We start from the raw sequence: 18,376 nt of genomic DNA, 5'->3' as shown, positions 1-18,376 counted from the left end.
CTCAAGATGAGATGTCCCATTCGAAAGAAGTAAACCCCCTTGAAGACGACGAGGTAGATAGGGCAGGGGTGGAAGTGCAGTAATGCACGGAGCTGACTGTTACTAATAGGGTGAGGGCTTGACCAACAATCGCAAGGTTGAAAGAATGATTCCATTAGGATGTAACATGTATGTAGTTTTGAAGGTACAAAACCTTTTCAATGAGATGTGACTAGTAATAGTCACTTTTCTTCATAAAATAGGGGATTGGTCAAATGGTATGATAGGGGTCTCCAAAACCTTTGGTGGGAGTTCGATTCTCTCATCCCCTGTTATGAAAAAGACTGGGAATGCTTATAATATAGCATTTCCAGTCTTTTGTTTCTTCTAAAAAATTAAATAATAAAAATCTTTATATGTGCTTATTGCATTTTGTTTTGCTTGTATATACTGATATTTTTTAATCCTATTTGTCACCTAAGATTTTATACAGTTTATTTGGCTGGTATTAAGGCGCTTTCCATATTTATACGAAATCTCTTCTTTTCTGTTTCATTATTGATAAGTAAAAAATATCTTTCGATTAAATTATGCAGCCACTGGAATTGGAAAACCATAAGCTTTGATTCGGGATTCTCCCAGGATCAACAAGGATCTACTAACTGAACTTTAACACCAGCCGCCTCTATTTTAGAAAGTTGGGCTGGATTGGCATTGGAATCAGTAATCAGATAATCAATGGAACGGATATCACTACTTGAAAAGCTGTCTCGTACACCAATCTTTCGACTGTCAGCAATGACAATTACCTGTTTACTTGTATGCTGAATCAAAAGCTGATTGATAGCGGCTTCCTCAGGCACCTGGCAGGTTACGCCAGAAGCTGCACTGATGCCTCTTACACCGATAATACACTTTGTACCAATGATATCGGACATGGTATTGCTTGCATACATTCCAGTGAGACTGAGGCGTCCTTCTGTAACCTGGCCGCCAGTTAGAATCAGGGTAGTATTGGGATGACGTTTTCGAGTAAGAATAGATATATTATTCGTAACAATAGTAACATGTTTGTTGCCAAGATATTCGATTACATAAGATGCTGTTAGACTACTGTTAATCAATACAATATCGTTCTCCTCAATCATATCAGCGGCAGCCTTTGCAATCTTGCGCTCTGTTAATTCTAAGGAGCTAGCTATGTTATTCGTATTCTGGATGGTTATCAGAGAGGGAGAATTGATTTTGGAAGCTCCACCGTAGGTACGGGTGATCAGTCCCTCTTTCGCCATCTGATCAAGATCTTTGCGGATTGTAACGCGGCTAACGCCAAAACGTGTAGTTAAAGTATCTACATCCGCAAAATCATGCTGATTGATATAAATTAATATTTCGTTCTTTCTATTTTCAATATTTTTCAAGCTATTTTTCATAATTCCTCCATATTTCTATTCATGAGTCTGATACCAGTATGCAACAGAAGTGATATCATCTATTCTTTCAAATAAATGTCCGTCATGCTTTCCAATTTGCTGGATCGTTACTCTGATCATATGATTGAACATGATTGGATCAGGAAGATGGAAACGATACAAGCCCCTGTTGCTGATTGTTTGATTAACATTAGGATGAGAAAAATATGGAAAACCGGTATATAAGGATGAAAATGTAGTCTCAACGGCATGCCCATTATGTGGAATGCCAAAAGCCCATGCACCGCCAAAATAGTCTTCAGTTCCGGTTCCGCATATGGTAGGATATTCCAGATCTCCATCTATATAGAACTTTAATTCGCCCTCACACCAGCAGTATGGTTCGTAGGAAGTCACTGCAAGGTAAGTTCCTACGTAATGCCCATCTGCTTTTGGAAGAGAGAGAATAGTATAATCTTCTCCTAGGTTTGCAGTATTCTTCAGACGCTGATTCCATTTTGCATGAAAATAGACAGTATCCTCTGGCAAAGTCGAGAGAAGGCGAAAATCAATCTGGTAAAAAAGCCGAGGAATGGTTTCATTGGTACAGTTCTGAATAGTAATCCGGAAATGTTTGCGAAATGGCATAGGAAAATAGCAGTTAAATGAACGGTTCGGATTAACGGCAATTGGAGCAGAATTAACTATGCAGTTCTGATCAAAGCCACAGCAAAAGAAGTCTCCAATAGGTGCTTCCACTGAAGGAGTGCATTCCTGATCCCAATATATACGTAAAATTGTACCAGAGAGCGTATGAGGCTGAAAGCATATAGGATCAAGTAATGTAAACCAGATATGGTCAATAAGACCACAGCCTGAAAAGTCAGCAAGTGTGACTGTGGCACCTGGAGTAATATCTAAAATACACGGATTTCCCTTCCGACAAGGTCCTAATTCGCTTGCAGAAATGCCGCCTTTTCCCTTTTCCCCAGTTGGATTTTCAGCATTAATAGCCCGGCGTTCACCTGAAATACGGCGAGTCAGTAAATTGGTAAAGGTATTCATTTTTTCTAACATAATCATTTCCCTCCTAGTATACCAAAACAAATATAATAATGCAACTTAAATCAAAATTAAATAAGGAATAAAAGAAAATATAAAGAAAGTAAAAAATAAAGAACTTATGAATATTCTAAAGATATTTCTTTTAATTTCTTGTTTTTTTATGTTTTGGAATTTTATCTTTATAAATGCATAATACCATATATTAAAGCATTTGAATATAGGAAAATGCACAAAATTTAATGCTTTTATATGAAAAAAGATACGATAAAATTTGTACAATATAGAAATATAGTGACTTTATACAAAAAAAGACGATATCTTTTATTTGCTTTTTACTATTTACAAAAACAACAAAAAGATGCTATAATCTAGTTACAAGAAAATAAAACAGAATTAAAACGAAAGTAGAAAGAAAGTAAAAAGAAAATATAAATAAGATTGAAAAAGGAAAATTTACAGTAATCTGCTTTCGTAAAAATCAAAAGGAGGAAAACAAATGAAAAGCAAAAAAATGATGGCAATGTTACTTTCAGCAGTAATGTGTACGGGGGTATTTGGAGTAAACGTACAGGCAGACGCAGAGGACGAGGTGGCCTTAACATTTGGATTCTGGGGTGATGATGCAGAAGCACAGATGAAGATGCGTCTGGCAGAGGCTTATATGGAAGAACATCCGAATGTAAAAATTGAGTATGAGTATTGCAGTGGTGCTGATTACCTTACAAAGATCCAGACATGGTTCTCTTCTGATGAGACACCTGATGTATTTGGTATTTCAAACGACCATCTGATTGCATTTGAGGATAGTGAATTATTCGAGGACCTTACCCCATATATTGAAGAGGACAATCTTCAGGATCTTTGGGATTACGATGCTGTAAAATCAAACTACACCATCGAAAATGGTCGCCTGACAGCTGTTCCGTTCGTATCCAAGACATTTGCAATGGCTTATAATAAGGATCTTTTTGATCAGGCTGGTGTAGATTATCCTACAAGCGACTGGACAGAGGAGGATATGCTGGATGCAGCAGAGAAGATCAATGCACTTGGCGATGATATTTACGGACTTCGCTGGGGCGTACGTGTTCCGGAATTTTATCGTGGATTATACGGCGACATGTATTATAACTATGAAGACAAGACTATGAACGTTGTAGATAATGCTTCTTTCAAATCAGCAGTTACCATGTTCTCAGACAGCATCTTGAACGGACTTGCTCCCGATGAGACATCCGGTACAATTTCAACAGGTGGATTTGAGACTGGAAATTATGGTATGGCATTATCCGCTACATGGGACATTGCAGTATATGAGAACACAATCGGTGATTCTTTCGCATGGGATGTTGTAGAGCTTCCAATGAACACGGAATACAACACAAGATGGAAAACAACACTTCGTGCAAACGGTTGGAGTATGAGCGCCAACGCAGAGAACAAAGAAGTATGTTGGGATTTTATGAAATTTCTTTCAACATCTGAAAAAGCAGCAGAAGAAGCAGCTACCATCGGTATCCCAACTCTGAAATCCTATATTGAAAGTGATGAGTACATGAATGATTACGGCGATGGAACCGCTTACAATAAGCAGGTATTTATCAATATGTTAAATGATACAGTTCCGCTTTTCAATTTGGGAGCATTTGCTGAAGTTAATGATCTCGCAAAATCTGATTATGAGAGCGTTCTTGCAGGAAGTATGACAGTTGATGATATGATTTCTGATCTTGATACACAGGGATCTTCCATCTTTGCATCCTATGGTGACTGATTGACTGACTATAGAAATGATAAGGGGACGCCAAAAGCGTCCTCTTTGTGCAAACATGGACAAGAAGAAAAGAGGCACGGGGACAGGCATGAAGAAAAAAAGAAATGAAGAATATAAGAATGCGAAATATTTCTGGTTATTTATTGCGCCATGGGTGATCGGCTTTCTGGCCTTCACACTGATTCCAATGGTGTATTCCTTTGTAATTTCATTTACAAACTGGAATGGGCATTCTGCAATTGAATTTAAGGGAATAACAAACTATATTAATATTTTTACAAAAGACAAGACATTTTGGCTGGCATTAAAAAATACGTTTGTGTACATTATCGTGTCTGTGCCTTTGAATACGGCATTTTCTATTCTCCTGGCAGTACTGTTGAACAGAGATTTACCGGGAAGCAAGGTCTTTCGAGGAATCTTTTACCTGCCGACTATCTGTACAGGAGTTGCAATGTATATTACATGGACTTATCTGTTTAATGGAACAAACGGATACTTCAATGTACTTCTGAACCGTATTGGATTAGAAGGAACAAACTGGCTTGGAAACACATCCACAGCAATGGGTTCCATCATCTTTATGGAAATGTTCAATATTGGTACTGCAATGACTATTGTACTTGCAGGTCTGCAGGATGTTCCAAGAGATTTCTATGAGGCAGCAAATCTGGATGGAGCAACTGCAGTTCAGAAATTCTTCAAAATAACATTCCCGATGATCAGCCCTGTTGTATTTTTTAACGTACTGATGGCGATTATCAAAGGTTTGCAGATCTTTACACAGCCTTATGTTATGACACAGGGAGGTCCGGCACAGTCTACTTACGTATATGGTCTGTATCTGTATAACACCGCATTTTCATATGGAAAATTTGGATATGCGTCTTCACTGGCATGGGTATTATTTGTCATAATCATTATTATTACTATGGTGATCATGAAAACATCAAATGCCTGGGTATTCTATCGGGAGGATGTCAAGTAATGGGAAAACATAAAAAAGAGTTAGCGGGCAATGTAATCACAGAAATAATTTTAATATTACTGGCATTAGTGTTTTTGCTTCCAGTTGTCTGGATGTTTGCACAGTCCTTAAAATCAGCAGAGCAGCTTACAGATTTCAAAAAATTATTTGATCTTCCAATTACCTTCCGCGCATATGCAGATGGATGGAAAGGTGGAAGATTCCTTACCTATATTTTAAATACAGTAAAAATAGCAGTTTTGTGTGTAGCAGGTACTTTAACAAGCTGCTCCCTTGCAGCCTTTGGTTTTGCAAAATTTCAGGCTAAGGGAAAGAACATTTTATTTATGGTAGTACTTTCAACTATGATGGTACCAACAACTGTTACATTGATTCCAATGTATAACTTCTACAGCAAGCTCCACTGGCTGAATACCATCACTCCTTTGGTTTTGCCTGCATTCTTTGGAGCAAGTACATACAACATTTTTCTTTTAAGACAGTTCTTTGCAGGACTCCCAAATGAGCTGGGGGAATCTGCCCAGCTTGACGGTGCTGGATGGTTCCGTATTTTTAGAAGCATTTATCTGCCGAATGCGAAGCCTGCACTTCTGGTAGCTGCCATCAACCAGCTGGTATTCTGTTGGAACGATTATATGGGTCCGTTAATCTATCTGGGAAAACCTGCCACATTTACAATCGCCCTTGGCTTAAATGCTTTCAAAGGTGAGCAAGGTGCGACAATGGACATTGGACCACTTATGGCAATGGCATGTGTTACGATTCTTCCAGTATTGCTTTTGTATCTGTTCTTCCAGAAGTACTTTGTTGAAGGCGTTGCTGCAAGTGGTATAAAGGGATAAAACTATGAAAAATGCGAAGGAATACACAGAAAAGGTATATGCCGGTGTATCTGGAAAAATAATTGGGGTATTTTATGGCCGGCCCATTGAGGGTTGGCCATATGAAAAAATACGTGAAAAATTTGATATGGTGGATCATTATGTGAACCAGGAGGTTGGCGTACCTCTTCATGTTGGGGATGATGATCTTGCTGGAACATTCACGTTTCTTAATGCAGCTGAAGATTTTCAGGGTAATCCAGCGCAGCTAAAATCAGAAGATTTTGGAAGAACCTGGATGGATTATATTATTGAAAATAAAACCATTTTCTGGTGGGGGGGATTAGGCCGTTCCACGGAGCATACAGCATATCTTCGGCTGAAATCGGGAATTCTGGCACCAAAGAGCGGTGCAATTGAAACAAATGGACAAAGTGTAGCAGAACAGATTGGTGCACAGATCTTTATGGACGCTTATCCTATGATGTGTCCAAAGGATCCTGAAAAAGCAAGATATCTTGTGAAACAATGTGCATCTGTAAGCCATGATGGAATTGCAGTGGAGTCAGCCTGTCTGATCGCTGCCATGGAAGCCATGGCTTTTGGTGAAAGAGATTTATATAAGCTTATAGATATAGGAACTGGCTTTTCAAAAGATACAAGACTTCTTAAAATAGTAGATTCTGTTCGAAATGAAACAGAAAAAACAAAAGATTTTCGAACCGTAAGAGATTGGCTGGAAGAGAATTACAGCTATCGCTTTTTCCCTGGTAATTGCCATGTAATACCAAATCTTGCTTTGATCCTTGCATCCCTGATTTTAGGCGGTGACAGCTTCAGAGAGGCAATGAGGATTTGCGTATCATCTGGCTGGGATACAGACTGTAACGGAGCAAACTTGGGCTGTTTGAATGGAATCCGTTTGGGAATTGATTCCATGCGTGAGGATTTCGATTTCAGGACACCAGTTGCAGATCGCTTTTATAATATTTCGGCAAATGGAGGTGGATGTGTAACCGATGCAGTGAGAGAAACGGAACGTATATTAAAACAGCATGATCGTATATATAATGATACTACATGGCAAAAGAACCCAAGATTTTCTTTTTCTATGCCAGGATCTGTTCAGGGGTTTGAGTGGGATAGGAACTGGAAGCAGCAAAAAAATCGGATTAGAAATCAGAATGAATCGATTCCATTTGAAAATGGTTTGGTTATACCTGTAAATGAAAAAGAAGAAAAGGCAGTGTCTACTTTGACTATGTGGGATATTGCAGATATTTCAGGTGGTTACCAGCTGATTGGAAGTCCAATTTTATATTCCACACAAACAGTAGAATATGTGTGTGAGGCATTAAATACATCAGTGTTAGTAAGGCCTTATGTGATTTTTTATGATTATAGTGATCAAGAACAGATCGTTTTCGGAGAGAAAAGAACTGTGAAAGGGAAAAAATCATTCTTCTGGAAAATTCCTGAAAATAGCGGACTGATGATTAAAAGAATTGGTATTACAGCACAGGCAGAAACAGGAATTGGTGAGCTTGTGTTAAAAAGTATAGATTGGGATGGTGCACCAGAAAAACTGCAGATTAGTGGTTCTCTCAGAAACTATGATCTGGGAACACCAAATATGCAGATTAGGGCGTTCACATCATCAGCAGAGCAGTTTTCATTTGATGCAAAGCGAACTTTTACAGTGTCCCATACAGAAGAAAACGGCCTAGCTATGATTGGTACAGAAGCATGGAAGGACTATTCTGTGGAATGTACACTTACACCTGGAATCCATGATTGTTGTGGAATCATTGCCCGTGTTCGGGGACTTCGTAGATATTATGGAATGGTTCTTCAAAATGAAAATGAGTTACATCTCATTATGAGAAATGGTACCCAGGAAAAGGTTTTGGCACGATGTGCATTTGAATATGAACTGGATAAAGATTATCGTATGAAGCTATGGGTAAAAGGTGATGTAATCAAGGGTTTTGTGGATGGTGTAGAAGTAATCCATGCAAGTGATCAGACTTTTAAAGAAGGTGGATGCGGATTCCTCATAGACCGGGGTACCTGTATGGCTGATAATCTGGTTATAAGTGATCTATCAGGGGAAAGGGAGTGAGACAATGACAGAAGACAGATATTACCCAGGATATCATTTCCGTCCTTCGATAAACTGGATGAATGATCCTAATGGACCGATTTTCAAAAATGGATGGTATCATTTGTTTTTTCAGTATAATCCCAATTCTGATGTCTGGGGAGACATTCACTGGGGACATGCGAAATCAAAAGATTTGATTCATTGGGAAATGTGCCCTATCGCAATAGCACCTTCAACAGAAGCAGGAGAAGTGCATTGTTATTCAGGGTGTGCTGTGGATCGTGGTGACGAGGTCAGGATTTTTTATACAAGTATAGGAAAAGATGAGAGAGGTCCGCAGACTGGTGCCCAGCAATGGTCTGCAAGATGCACAGAAGAAGATCTTCAGAAATGGGAAAAATGCGGAAAACCTGCACTGAATCAGAAAATAAATGGTAAGCTAACTATCACAATGTGGCGAGATCCATTTGTGTGGAAAGAAGATGAAACCTGGTATATGCTTCTTAGTGGAACTCATAAGAAAAAGGGTTGTATTGCATTATATCAATCAAATGACTTGGAGTCCTGGAAGTTTTGTTCTCTGTTTTATCAATCTGAGAAATATGAGCTGATCGAATGCCCGAACATTATGCGTTTTGGTGATAAATATGTTCTTTTGTACTCTCCTATGGAAGCAGTACATTATGTAATTGGCAGCATTGACAGGAAGAACATGAAGTTTATTACAGAGAAAGAAGGTATTTTCGATTACAGTGTTGGAAAAAAAGGATTTTATGCACCAAATGTTTATATGAATGATCCTTTAAGGCGTTATGTGGTGTTTGGATGTTTGTTTGAAGGTGATCGATTGGAGTCTAAGCGTCCAAGAGGCTGGGCTGGCATGCAGTCTATTCCGCGAGTAGTGTTTTTACAGGAAAATGAATTGCTGATTCAGCCAGCGCATGAATGCTATATGTTGAGAAAAGAATGCTTGGGAGCATATGCAAAACAAGAAAAGATGGATGTAAAAGGGCAGCAGATTGAAATAGAATTATCCTATCGTCCAAGTGAAAAATCAGTATTGCAGATTGTCTTGCAGGCCAGCCCAGATGGAGAGGAGAGGACAGTTCTTACTCTGGATTACGGTAAAAACGATCTGTTTCTGGATCGCTCCCACTCCACTGTTTATTCTGATATCACTAAAGAAGATATTCATGCACCGATTGTTTATGAGGAACGTTCAGTTCAGTTAAGGATTTTTGTAGACCATTCATCAATTGAAATTTTTTATGATGATCGCTTAACAATGTCTGCCAGAATTTTTCCGGGAAGAGAGGATTCTGTGGAAAACTCAGTTAAGGTATCAGATGATGTCAGTGTGTTAGTTGGAAGAATATATCGTTTGGCTTGTGAAACAGAAATTTAAGAGAAATGAGGAGCGAACTTATGTATATACGATACCAGATTGGTAATCCGAGTATAAAAACTGAATCTGTAGTGCAGAAACTCGAGGTGACAGATGGGAAGATGCCTGGATGGGGTTATAACAGACAGCAAAGGTCTATGTCATACTGTTTAGGAGAAAAGGATCTGGTGTATGGTTTGGGAGAGACTGTTCGTGGAATGAATAAACGTGGATGGCGATATATCAGCAATAATGCAGATGAGACCTTTCATGAGGAAGAGAAAAATTCATTATATTCTTCCCACAATTTTTTTGTGATTATATCAGCTGGTAAAAGTATAGGAATCTATGTTGATACTCCGGGAGTAGTAGAGTTTGATATTGGTTATACAAAGTTGAATCAGATTATTCTTCGCTTTGAAGAGTTTGATGCAGACCTGTACTACAAGGAAGGCAGAAGTCCGCAGGAGGTAATTCGGGAATTTCGAGAATTAACAGGAAGAAGCTATATTCCGCCGAGATGGGCCTTTGGATATGGACAGAGCCGCTTTAGTTATATGGACGAGGACGAAATCCGTACACTGATAAAATCATACAAGAAAGCAGGTTTTCCAATAGACAGTGTGTATCTGGACATTGACTATATGGAAGAATATAAGGATTTTACAGTAAACAAAGAACGTTTTCCGAATTTTTCGGATTTTGTAAATGAGATGCAGGAAGAGCATATCCATTTAGTTCCAATTATTGATGCTGGTGTGAAAAAGGATGAAAATTACGAGGTATGCAGAGAAGGCGTTGAAAAAGGTTATTTTTGCAGAAAAGAAAACGGAGAGTATTTAGTTGGTGCTGTATGGCCAGGAAAAGCTTATTTTCCAGATTTTATGAAACCAGAAGTAAGAGAATGGTTTGGTAATTGGTATCAGGTATTGCTGGAGCAGGGAATTGATGGCTTCTGGAATGATATGAATGAACCTGCTATTTTTTATACAGAGGATCATCTTAAAGAAGTATTCGAAAAAATTCATGAATATGAGAATCAGAATCTTGATATTAATACCTTTTTTGAATTTAAAGCACTACTGGATTCCATTGCTTTAAGTACAGATGACTTTAAACGTTTTTATCATGAGGTTAATGGAAAAATGATTCGTCATGATAAGGTTCATAACCTGTATGGCTATAATATGACACGGGCAGCTGGAGAAGCTTTTGAACGTCTTGTACCCGATAGACGTATTCTGATGTTTTCCAGATCTTCTTTCGTGGGAATGCACCGCTATGGTGGAGTGTGGACAGGGGATAACCGTTCCAGATGGGGACATATATTATTGAATCTCCAACAATTAACAGGCCTAAACATGTGTGGCTTTTTGTATTGTGGAGCTGATGTAGGAGGATTCAGGGCTGATGCCACAGAGGATCTGCTCCTTCGATGGACAGAACTTGGAATGTTTACGCCGCTGTTCAGAAATCATTCGGCCAAGGGAACAAGAAGACAGGAGTTTTATAGATATGAACATGTGCAAGCTTTTCGAAACCTTGTTGCACTTCGCTATGCTTTGATCCCTTATCTGTATTCGGAGTTTATGAAAGCAGCGCTTGAAAACGATATGAATTTCATTCCACTTGCATTTGCATATCCAGATGATGAGAGAGCTGTACATGTAGAAGATCAAATCCTGGTGGGGGAAAGCATTATGATCGCGCCAATTTATAAGCAGAATGCAATTGGACGATTTGTTTATTTGCCAGAAAAAATGAAATTGCTTCGTTTTAGAAGCGCAGATGATTATGATGAGGAAATCCTGGAAAAAGGTGATCATTTCGTTAAGGCAGACCTTCAGGAAGTGTTGGTATTCCTTCGACCAGGACATGTGCTGCCTCTTGCAGAAGGCAAATTGGAAAGCACAGATGATATTGATATAGAAAAGATGAAGTATATTACTTTCGAGGCAGAGCAGGAACAGTACCAACTGTACTGGGATGACGGAATAAGCGTGATAAAGTGAAAACTTTAAAGAGAGGGGATGGTTATCGGAATGAATATTCTGGTAATTGATATTGGTACATCCAGCATGCGGGGGATTTTGTACCGTAAAGATGGAAAGAAGCTATATGTGAAACAGGTTAAGTATCAACCTACATATCACGCTGATGGTGGCGTAGAGCAGGAACCTCATGATTTTGAAAAGGCGTTGGTCTCAATTGTAGACACATACGCAAAAGGCCTGGAAGTTGATGGAGCTGAAATAGGTGCTGTTGTTATCACCTCACAGCGCTCATCTATCATACCTTTAGATAAAGATGGAAAGCCTGTTCATTCAGCAATCATGTGGCAGGATACCAGAAATAAGGAAATCTGCAAAAGGCTGGAAGTGGAGAATAAGCGTATTATAGAACTGAGCGGGGCGAAAGTGAATTGTGTTTTTTCAGGTGGAAAAATGAGCTGGTTCAAATCAGAATACCCGGAGAAATACAAAAAAACTTCAAGATTTGTAAACATACCGGAATATTTAATCCACTTGATGACAGGAAAATATGTTACTGATTACACCTATGGAAGTAGGTCGAATCTTATGAATATCAGAACTTGTCAATGGGATGAAGATTTGCTGGATCTGTTTGGCATAGATAAAGAACAACTTTGTGAACTGCATATGCCAGGCGAGATATGCGGATATATCCAGAGAGAGTTTGCCAATCTTACAGGGATTAAAGAAGGTATTCCAGTAATTAGTGCCGGCGGTGACCAACAGTGTGGCGCTGTTGGACATGGTGTATTTAAAAGCGGAAGTTGTTCAGTGACAACTGGTACAGGTGCATATCTAATTGCAACTGTGGATTCGGTTCCAGAGTATTTGTCAGAAGATATTATCTGCAACTATTCTGCTGTCAAAGAAAAATATATTTTAGAATGTAGCGTACTGACCTGTTGTTCTGCTTTTGACTGGTATATCAGAAATTTTTATGACTGGAAAAAGCCGGACTATGATGCAATAAACTTTGCCTTGAGTAAAAAGTATAGCAGGAGGAGTTCCTGTATGGTACTTCCTTATTTTCAGGGAAGAGGCACCCCAGACTGGAATGCAACCGCAAATGCTACCTTTCATAAGATAAATCTTGGACATGACAGAGAAGATATACTAAAAGCTTTGTTAGAAGGGATTTTTGTGGAGATTGATAATAATATGGATAACCTTCGCAAATATGTGGATATTACACAGGCAAGTATCAGTGGTGGTCTGGCAAACAGCAGAATTATGAATCAAATGCAGGCAGATGTTTATGGAATACCATTGTCGCGTCTAAAAGATACAGAAGCTACGGCAAATGGGGCATTTATGATTGGTGCTGTGAGTATGGGGCTATGTGAGTCATTGGATAAAGCTTTTGAACAGATTTTGCAGTATACAGAAAAAGAAAATTATTCTGTAAATATGGAAATGCATAGAAATTATATTGAATTGAAAAAAGAAATGAAACAATTGTATAAAAAGTTGTATTAACGGGAGGAAGAGGAAATGAGTAAAATTGATGAGATTACAAGACAGAGTTGGATCGAGAGTACATTTCCGGAATGGGGAACCTGGCTGGTAGAAGATATTGAAAACGAAGTAGTAAAACCCGGCAATGTGGCAATGTGGTGGCTTGGATGTACCGGTATCTGGATGAAGACTCCGGAAGATACCAATATCACAATTGACCTTTGGTGTGGAAATGGAAAACGCACACATGGGGATGGAAAAATGAAAGTAGGACATCAGATGGCAAATATGTGTGGTGCAAGAGCTATGCAACCAAACTTAAGGAATGTTCCGTTTGTTATTGATCCATTTGCTTTTAAGAAAGTAGATGCAGTTCTTGCAACACATTATCACCAGGATCATATGTCTGCTGAGTGGGCAGCACATGTAATTAAGAGTAATATGACTACCACAAATGAAAAAGGCGAAGAAATTCCGGTTCCATTCATCGGACCTGAGAAATCCGTTGAATTATGGAAAAAATGGGGCGTTCCGGAGGAACGTTGCATTGTAGTAAAACCAGGTGATGTGATCAAGATCAAAGACCTTGAGATCACTGCACTAGATTCCTTTGACAGAACCTGTATCGTAACTACGGATTCCACTGGTCCGGATAGAGAAGAGCTTACTGGAAAATGCCCTACAGATATGGATGAGAAAGCAGTAAACTATCTGATCAAAACACCAGGCGGAAACATCTATCACAGCGGAGATTCTCATTTTTCCATCTATTTCGCAAAGCATGGAAAAGATTATGATGTAGATGTGGCATTTGGTTCCTTCGGCGAGAATCCGATCGGTATGCAAGATAAGATGACCTCCACAGATATTCTTCGTATGGCTGAGAATCTCCAGTGCAAAGTTGTAATTCCGATCCACTGGGATGTATGGACAAACTTCCAGGCAGACTGCGAAGAGATCAAGCTGCTTTATGATTTCAAGAAAGATAGAAATGAGTATAAATTCCATCCGTTCTTCTGGCAGGTAGGCGGCAAATATACTTATCCAGCTGACAAAGACAAGATTTATTATCATCATAGAAGAGGCTTTGAGGATTGCTTTGAGGCTCCTCAGAATATTCCTTATAGAAGCTGTCTGTAAGAGGTACTGTAATGAAAGAATATGAAATTGGTCTCTATGAAAAGGCAATCAGAAACAGCCTTTCATGGAAAGAAAAGCTATTATGCGCAAAGGAATGTGGATATGATTATCTGGAGCTTTGTGTGGATGCATCAGATGAGCGTATTGCACGGATCTATATGAGCCGTGAGGAGAGATTTGAACTCCTTGAACTTATGTATGAGACAAAGCTTCCAATCCGTTCTATGAGTGTAAGTGCATTGACGAAATACGCACTTGGAGACCCAGATAAAAAGATTCGTGAGAAGGGAATGGAGATCCTTGAGGGCTCTATTCACTTGGCTGCGGATTTGGGCATCCGCACAGTTATGATCCCAGGCTATGATATTTATTATGGGGAATCTACCATCCAGACCAAGCAGTTTTTTTTGGAAAATATAAAAAAAGCTGCTGAGATAACGGAAAAAGAAGGGGTGCTTATTGGCTTTGAGACCATGGAGAATGATTTCATGAATACAGTGGGAAAAGCCATGAAGTATGTAAGACTGGTAGATTCAAGTTATCTGAAGGTATACCCGGATGCCGGAAATATCACTAATGCAGGGGTAAAACTTCAACAGGATGTATGTGAGGATATGCTGCTTGGTAAAGGCAATATGATCGCTCTTCATCTGAAAGAAACAAGACCGGGAGTATTCCGTGAAGTTCCATTTTTGACAGGCCACGTTGATTTTGAAGCAATTATACATATGGCGTGGAATATGGGAATCCGTCGTTATGTTACAGAATTATGGGATGTGGGACAGGATGATTGGAAGGAAGCCATATGCTTTGCAAACCAGAGTATGCGGTGTATCTTGGATAAACAGAGTGAGATGGAGGATAGGAAGATTATATGAAGTATCAAAAGAAAGTAATTTCTGATTTGAATCTGTGTTATTCACTGGCAGAGTTGACATATAAAGGAAAGCACTGTTTCTTGGTTGCTGCTGAGAAACATGATCCATGTTATCTTTTTGATGAAGCTGGCACGAAAATTGCAGAGCCATGGGCTGGTCCGGGTGGAGTAATGACAATGCAGCAGGTACCTGAACATGATGGACAGTTTCTTGCTACTCATGAATTCTACTCTCCAAATGATTCAAAAAATGCAAGGATTATCATATGTACACCGGACGAGGAAGGAAAATGGGATGTGAGGACGCTGGTGGATGCACCTTTTGTACATCGTTTCGGTATTCTGAAAAGAAATGGAATCCATTATCTTATTATATGCTGCTTGAAGTCAGGACATGAGTATAAGGATGACTGGAGATTCCCAGGTGGAGTTTATGCGGCTGTTCTTCCGGAAAATCTGGATGATTTCGACGAGAATAACCAACTTAAGCTTGTAAAGCTGAAAGATGGAATGCTGAAAAACCATGGCTATTGCGCAACTACCATTGATGGTGTTGAGTGTGTGCTGGTCACCTGCGACGAGGGTGTTTTCCTGTTTACTCCGCCTGAGAGTCCAGCTGAACAGTGGGAGATAAAGCAGTTGCTGGATGTACCGGCTTCTGATGCTGTCATTTGTGATTTTGATTCAGACGGAAAGCTGGAACTTGGAATTATTGAAAAATTCCATGGAGATGTGCTTAGCATATACCGCATAAATGACCATGGTAAATACGAAAAATGCTGGGAATATCCAGAAAAACTGGAGATGCTTCATGCAATTTGGGCAGGCACTCTTTGTGGAAAAAAGAGATTTGTAGTAGGAAATCGCAGAGGAAATCGCAAAACCATTGCTGTTTCATGGGAAGCTGGGGAATACCAGACAGAGATTATTGAGGAAAACACTGGAGCAGCAAATATTCTTCATTTTATGAATAAAGAAGGAAAAGATATTATCGTTGCGGCAAATAGAGAAATTAATGAAGTGGCAATGTTCATATTTGAAAAATAAATATCAAGGTATAGGAAAAAGAGGGGTATTACCCCTCTTTTCTATATCTTGAAACCACCAATATCAAACACACAAACATGGCGGCAAACAACACCTCAATTCCCATACTGATCCGTACCTTTCCAAGAAGCTCCGGTGTCAGGGAATGATGCCGGCTTAGAATTTCATTTACCTGTTCATACCAGTATACTGGCAGAAACTGGGCGACTTTCAGAACCGATTTGTCCATCACATCCATAGGGACGAAGACGCCACAGAGGAAGCACATGGAAAGAGAAACAATATTGGCTACGCCGCTTAAAATATTGCTGTTTGGAATAAACATTCCAATCAGGTAAGAGAGTGACAGTGAAACTACTAACATAAGCAACGTATTTGCAATATAATAGCCACAAAGTTCAGAATTCAAAAAGGTATTACCATACATCAGCACAACACCCAGGATACCAAGAAGCCACAGAATGGCACCGATCACTCCCATTGCCAGCAATCCCTCCAGGGATTGATGTCTCACTGAAATAGCGGAAGCTTCCATCCGTTTCTGAATATCTCCCTTTTTGAAAGCCATAAGAATATATCCCATGGTATAGCAAAGAGCTCCCAGAAAAAGATAAGGAATATAACGAAAATAATAAGTGTAAGGAACCAGATCACTGCTTGCAGAATCAGAGGAAATCTTGGTGACCGGTTTATGAACTTCGGTTTTTACTGCCTGAACGGCTTCCTCCTGGGAAAAACCGGCAGCAACATAAGTCCGGATGGTACTGATATAACTGCTGATCTGCTGGTCAACATAATAGGAGCTGTAGGATCCTGGAACCTTGGTGACCTTCAGTGGCTGATTTCCTTGAATGCAAGCCTCGTAAAAGTCAGCTGGAATCTGCACAATATATTCCACATTACGGTAAAAGAGATTTTCCTGAAGTACTTCCGGATTATTTTTCATAGGAATTACATTGTGAATCGTGTTAAGATAATCCACAAATCCCTGAGCCAGAACGCCTTGATCTTCCTTTACCACTCCAATATCAATGCTGGTATTTGCATAAAGGCTGTCTTCACTTTTTCCAGCGGCCATCTGCATGACAAGAGCCACAGAAAAGAAAATACCAAGATATATAATGACCAGCGTCACATTCTGTCTTAAAATTTTCATGTAACATTTAAATACTATCATAGCTTTCCCTCCGGATCAGTAAAAATGAAGCAGTCACTAATGTTATGCTCATCACTGCAAGAGTGAACAGGTTGCGGTAATAGCGGCTCATATCGTCATACACATTGATGCAGTAAAAAGCATCAGAAATAAGTGCTGCTGGATTGATCCGGTTAATAACAGGCATATTTTTTTCTATCAGATCCTTCATGGTATTGTTCATAAGTCCTGATAAAAAGCTGCAGACCATGGAAAAACCAAGAATAATACCAATCTTTCCCCCTTCTTTCATTTTTCCAAGACTACCTACAAAAATTCCAATAGAAACCCCGATCAGGGATCCGAAAAAAGAAATAAGCAGCATGGGTCCGATTTTTCCCTGAAAATCCAGCTTTAAAATATAGCGAAGATAGATCAGCAACACGATTACATCGAAATAGCCAAGCAAAAAAGAAGCAATCTGCTCTGAAAGAATCAGCTTCAGTTTATGCGTTGGAGTGACGCAGCGTCGTGCGGCAAGTGCTGTGAGATTGGCTTGAAGAGTTATGGCAGAGCCAAATCCGATAAAACAGCCATAGAGGCAGGTCATTGCAATCAATGCATAGAAAAACTGTGCACTTCCGTTAATAGTCTGTCCGCCAAGTGAAACTTCAGTAAGTGTTTCCTGCTGATTTAACATCTGCTGGATTCCGTCCCACAGACCGGATGGATGTGTGCGGACTATATTGCGGATGGTACTTTTTCCGGTTTCGTAGCCGGACAAAATGGACTGAAGGATGCTCTGGGGGATTCCGTTGGAAGCTACTGTAAGGGAAGGGGAGCTTCCCACCTGATAAATACCGGAAATTTCTTCATTTTCCAGTTTGGTAAGTGCAGCAGATTCAGATAATTCCTGAGCAGCAATCAGATGATTTCCGTTGTTTTCAATTTGATCCAGAAACATAAGAAACAACGTGTCAGCGCCGTCCTCTTTTACAATTCCAACCTGTACAGTCTCGAAATCAGCATCATCAATATTTCCAAAAGCAAAATAGAACATAGTTCCAAGAAGAATTGGAAAAATAAGAGGCCAGAAAGTGGTTGCAAAGTTTTTCAGCTTTACCAGAAGGTTATATTTGATCAAATGCAGCATGGTAGTCCT

General features: G+C 39.4%; 14 protein-coding genes, 1 tRNA gene and 1 rRNA gene. 12 read left to right on the top strand and 4 right to left on the bottom strand.

What is annotated here, in order from left to right; translation table 11 throughout:
- Both I4V84_RS12955 and I4V84_RS12950 read left to right on the top strand, forming a co-directional pair.
- Positions 1 to 126 (top strand): 23S ribosomal RNA (locus I4V84_RS12955); the annotation flags it as partial.
- A gap of 114 nt (positions 127 to 240) precedes the next feature.
- Positions 241 to 311 (top strand) — tRNA-Trp (locus I4V84_RS12950).
- Positions 312 to 623: 312 nt separating this feature from the next.
- Here the strand turns inward: I4V84_RS12950 and I4V84_RS12945 are convergent.
- Both I4V84_RS12945 and I4V84_RS12940 read right to left on the bottom strand, forming a co-directional pair.
- Entirely contained in the window at positions 624 to 1,412 is a 789-nt protein-coding gene (locus tag I4V84_RS12945) for a DeoR/GlpR family DNA-binding transcription regulator (RefSeq protein WP_195409748.1), read from the bottom strand.
- Between the two features lie 15 nt (positions 1,413 to 1,427).
- On the bottom strand, positions 1,428 to 2,468 hold the full coding sequence (locus I4V84_RS12940) for a glycoside hydrolase family 172 protein (RefSeq protein WP_243284096.1): 1,041 nt from the start codon (positions 2,466 to 2,468) through the stop codon (positions 1,428 to 1,430).
- 484 nt (positions 2,469 to 2,952) lie between these two features.
- Here I4V84_RS12940 and I4V84_RS12935 point away from each other — a divergent pair, with 484 nt between their 5' ends.
- From I4V84_RS12935 to I4V84_RS12890, 10 genes are all read left to right on the top strand, one after another.
- Positions 2,953 to 4,230 carry a sugar ABC transporter substrate-binding protein gene (locus I4V84_RS12935; protein WP_195992429.1) on the top strand — a complete coding sequence of 426 codons (1,278 nt, stop codon included), beginning with the start codon at positions 2,953 to 2,955 and terminating at the stop codon, positions 4,228 to 4,230.
- Positions 4,231 to 4,318: 88 nt separating this feature from the next.
- The gene (locus tag I4V84_RS12930) at positions 4,319 to 5,218 is read left to right on the top strand and encodes a sugar ABC transporter permease (protein WP_195409750.1); all 900 of its coding nucleotides are present in this window, start codon (positions 4,319 to 4,321) and stop codon (positions 5,216 to 5,218) included.
- Entirely contained in the window at positions 5,218 to 6,060 is an 843-nt protein-coding gene (locus tag I4V84_RS12925; RefSeq protein WP_195409751.1) for a carbohydrate ABC transporter permease, read from the top strand. Before I4V84_RS12930 ends, I4V84_RS12925 begins: the two co-directional genes overlap by 1 nt.
- 4 nt (positions 6,061 to 6,064) lie before the next feature.
- Entirely contained in the window at positions 6,065 to 8,161 is a 2,097-nt protein-coding gene (locus I4V84_RS12920) for an ADP-ribosylglycohydrolase family protein (RefSeq protein ID WP_195409752.1), read from the top strand.
- Positions 8,162 to 8,165: 4 nt separating this feature from the next.
- A complete protein-coding gene (locus I4V84_RS12915; protein WP_195992428.1) occupies positions 8,166 to 9,548 on the top strand; it encodes a glycoside hydrolase family 32 protein in 1,383 nt (460 codons plus the stop codon).
- Positions 9,549 to 9,568: 20 nt separating this feature from the next.
- Positions 9,569 to 11,539, top strand: coding sequence for a TIM-barrel domain-containing protein (locus tag I4V84_RS12910; protein ID WP_195992426.1), 1,971 nt, complete (start codon positions 9,569 to 9,571; stop codon positions 11,537 to 11,539).
- Between the two features lie 18 nt (positions 11,540 to 11,557).
- A complete protein-coding gene (locus I4V84_RS12905; protein WP_195992424.1) occupies positions 11,558 to 13,036 on the top strand; it encodes an FGGY-family carbohydrate kinase in 1,479 nt (492 codons plus the stop codon).
- Positions 13,037 to 13,051: 15 nt separating this feature from the next.
- The gene (ulaG, locus tag I4V84_RS12900; protein ID WP_195409756.1) at positions 13,052 to 14,155 is read left to right on the top strand and encodes an L-ascorbate 6-phosphate lactonase; all 1,104 of its coding nucleotides are present in this window, start codon (positions 13,052 to 13,054) and stop codon (positions 14,153 to 14,155) included.
- A gap of 11 nt (positions 14,156 to 14,166) precedes the next feature.
- A complete protein-coding gene (locus I4V84_RS12895) occupies positions 14,167 to 15,033 on the top strand; it encodes an L-ribulose-5-phosphate 3-epimerase (protein ID WP_195409757.1) in 867 nt (288 codons plus the stop codon).
- Positions 15,030 to 16,079, top strand: a complete 1,050-nt coding sequence (locus I4V84_RS12890) for a hypothetical protein (RefSeq protein ID WP_195992421.1) — start codon at positions 15,030 to 15,032, stop codon at positions 16,077 to 16,079. Before I4V84_RS12895 ends, I4V84_RS12890 begins: the two co-directional genes overlap by 4 nt.
- A gap of 28 nt (positions 16,080 to 16,107) precedes the next feature.
- Here the strand turns inward: I4V84_RS12890 and I4V84_RS12885 are convergent, their stop codons facing one another.
- Entirely contained in the window at positions 16,108 to 17,256 is a 1,149-nt protein-coding gene (locus tag I4V84_RS12885) for an ABC transporter permease (protein ID WP_195992419.1), read from the bottom strand.
- Complete coding sequence (locus tag I4V84_RS12880) at positions 17,243 to 18,367, bottom strand: ABC transporter permease (protein WP_148463513.1); 1,125 nt, start codon at positions 18,365 to 18,367, stop codon at positions 17,243 to 17,245. The genes I4V84_RS12885 and I4V84_RS12880 overlap by 14 nt, the downstream gene beginning before the upstream one ends.
- Positions 18,368 to 18,376: the final 9 nt, after the last annotated feature.

Origin of the sequence: Ruminococcus sp. 1001713B170207_170306_F1, from assembly GCF_015668065.1 — a bacterium.
GTDB classification, from domain to species: Bacteria; Bacillota; Clostridia; order Lachnospirales; family Lachnospiraceae; genus Blautia_A; species Blautia_A faecis.
This window is presented reverse-complemented; position numbering and strand designations above follow the sequence as displayed.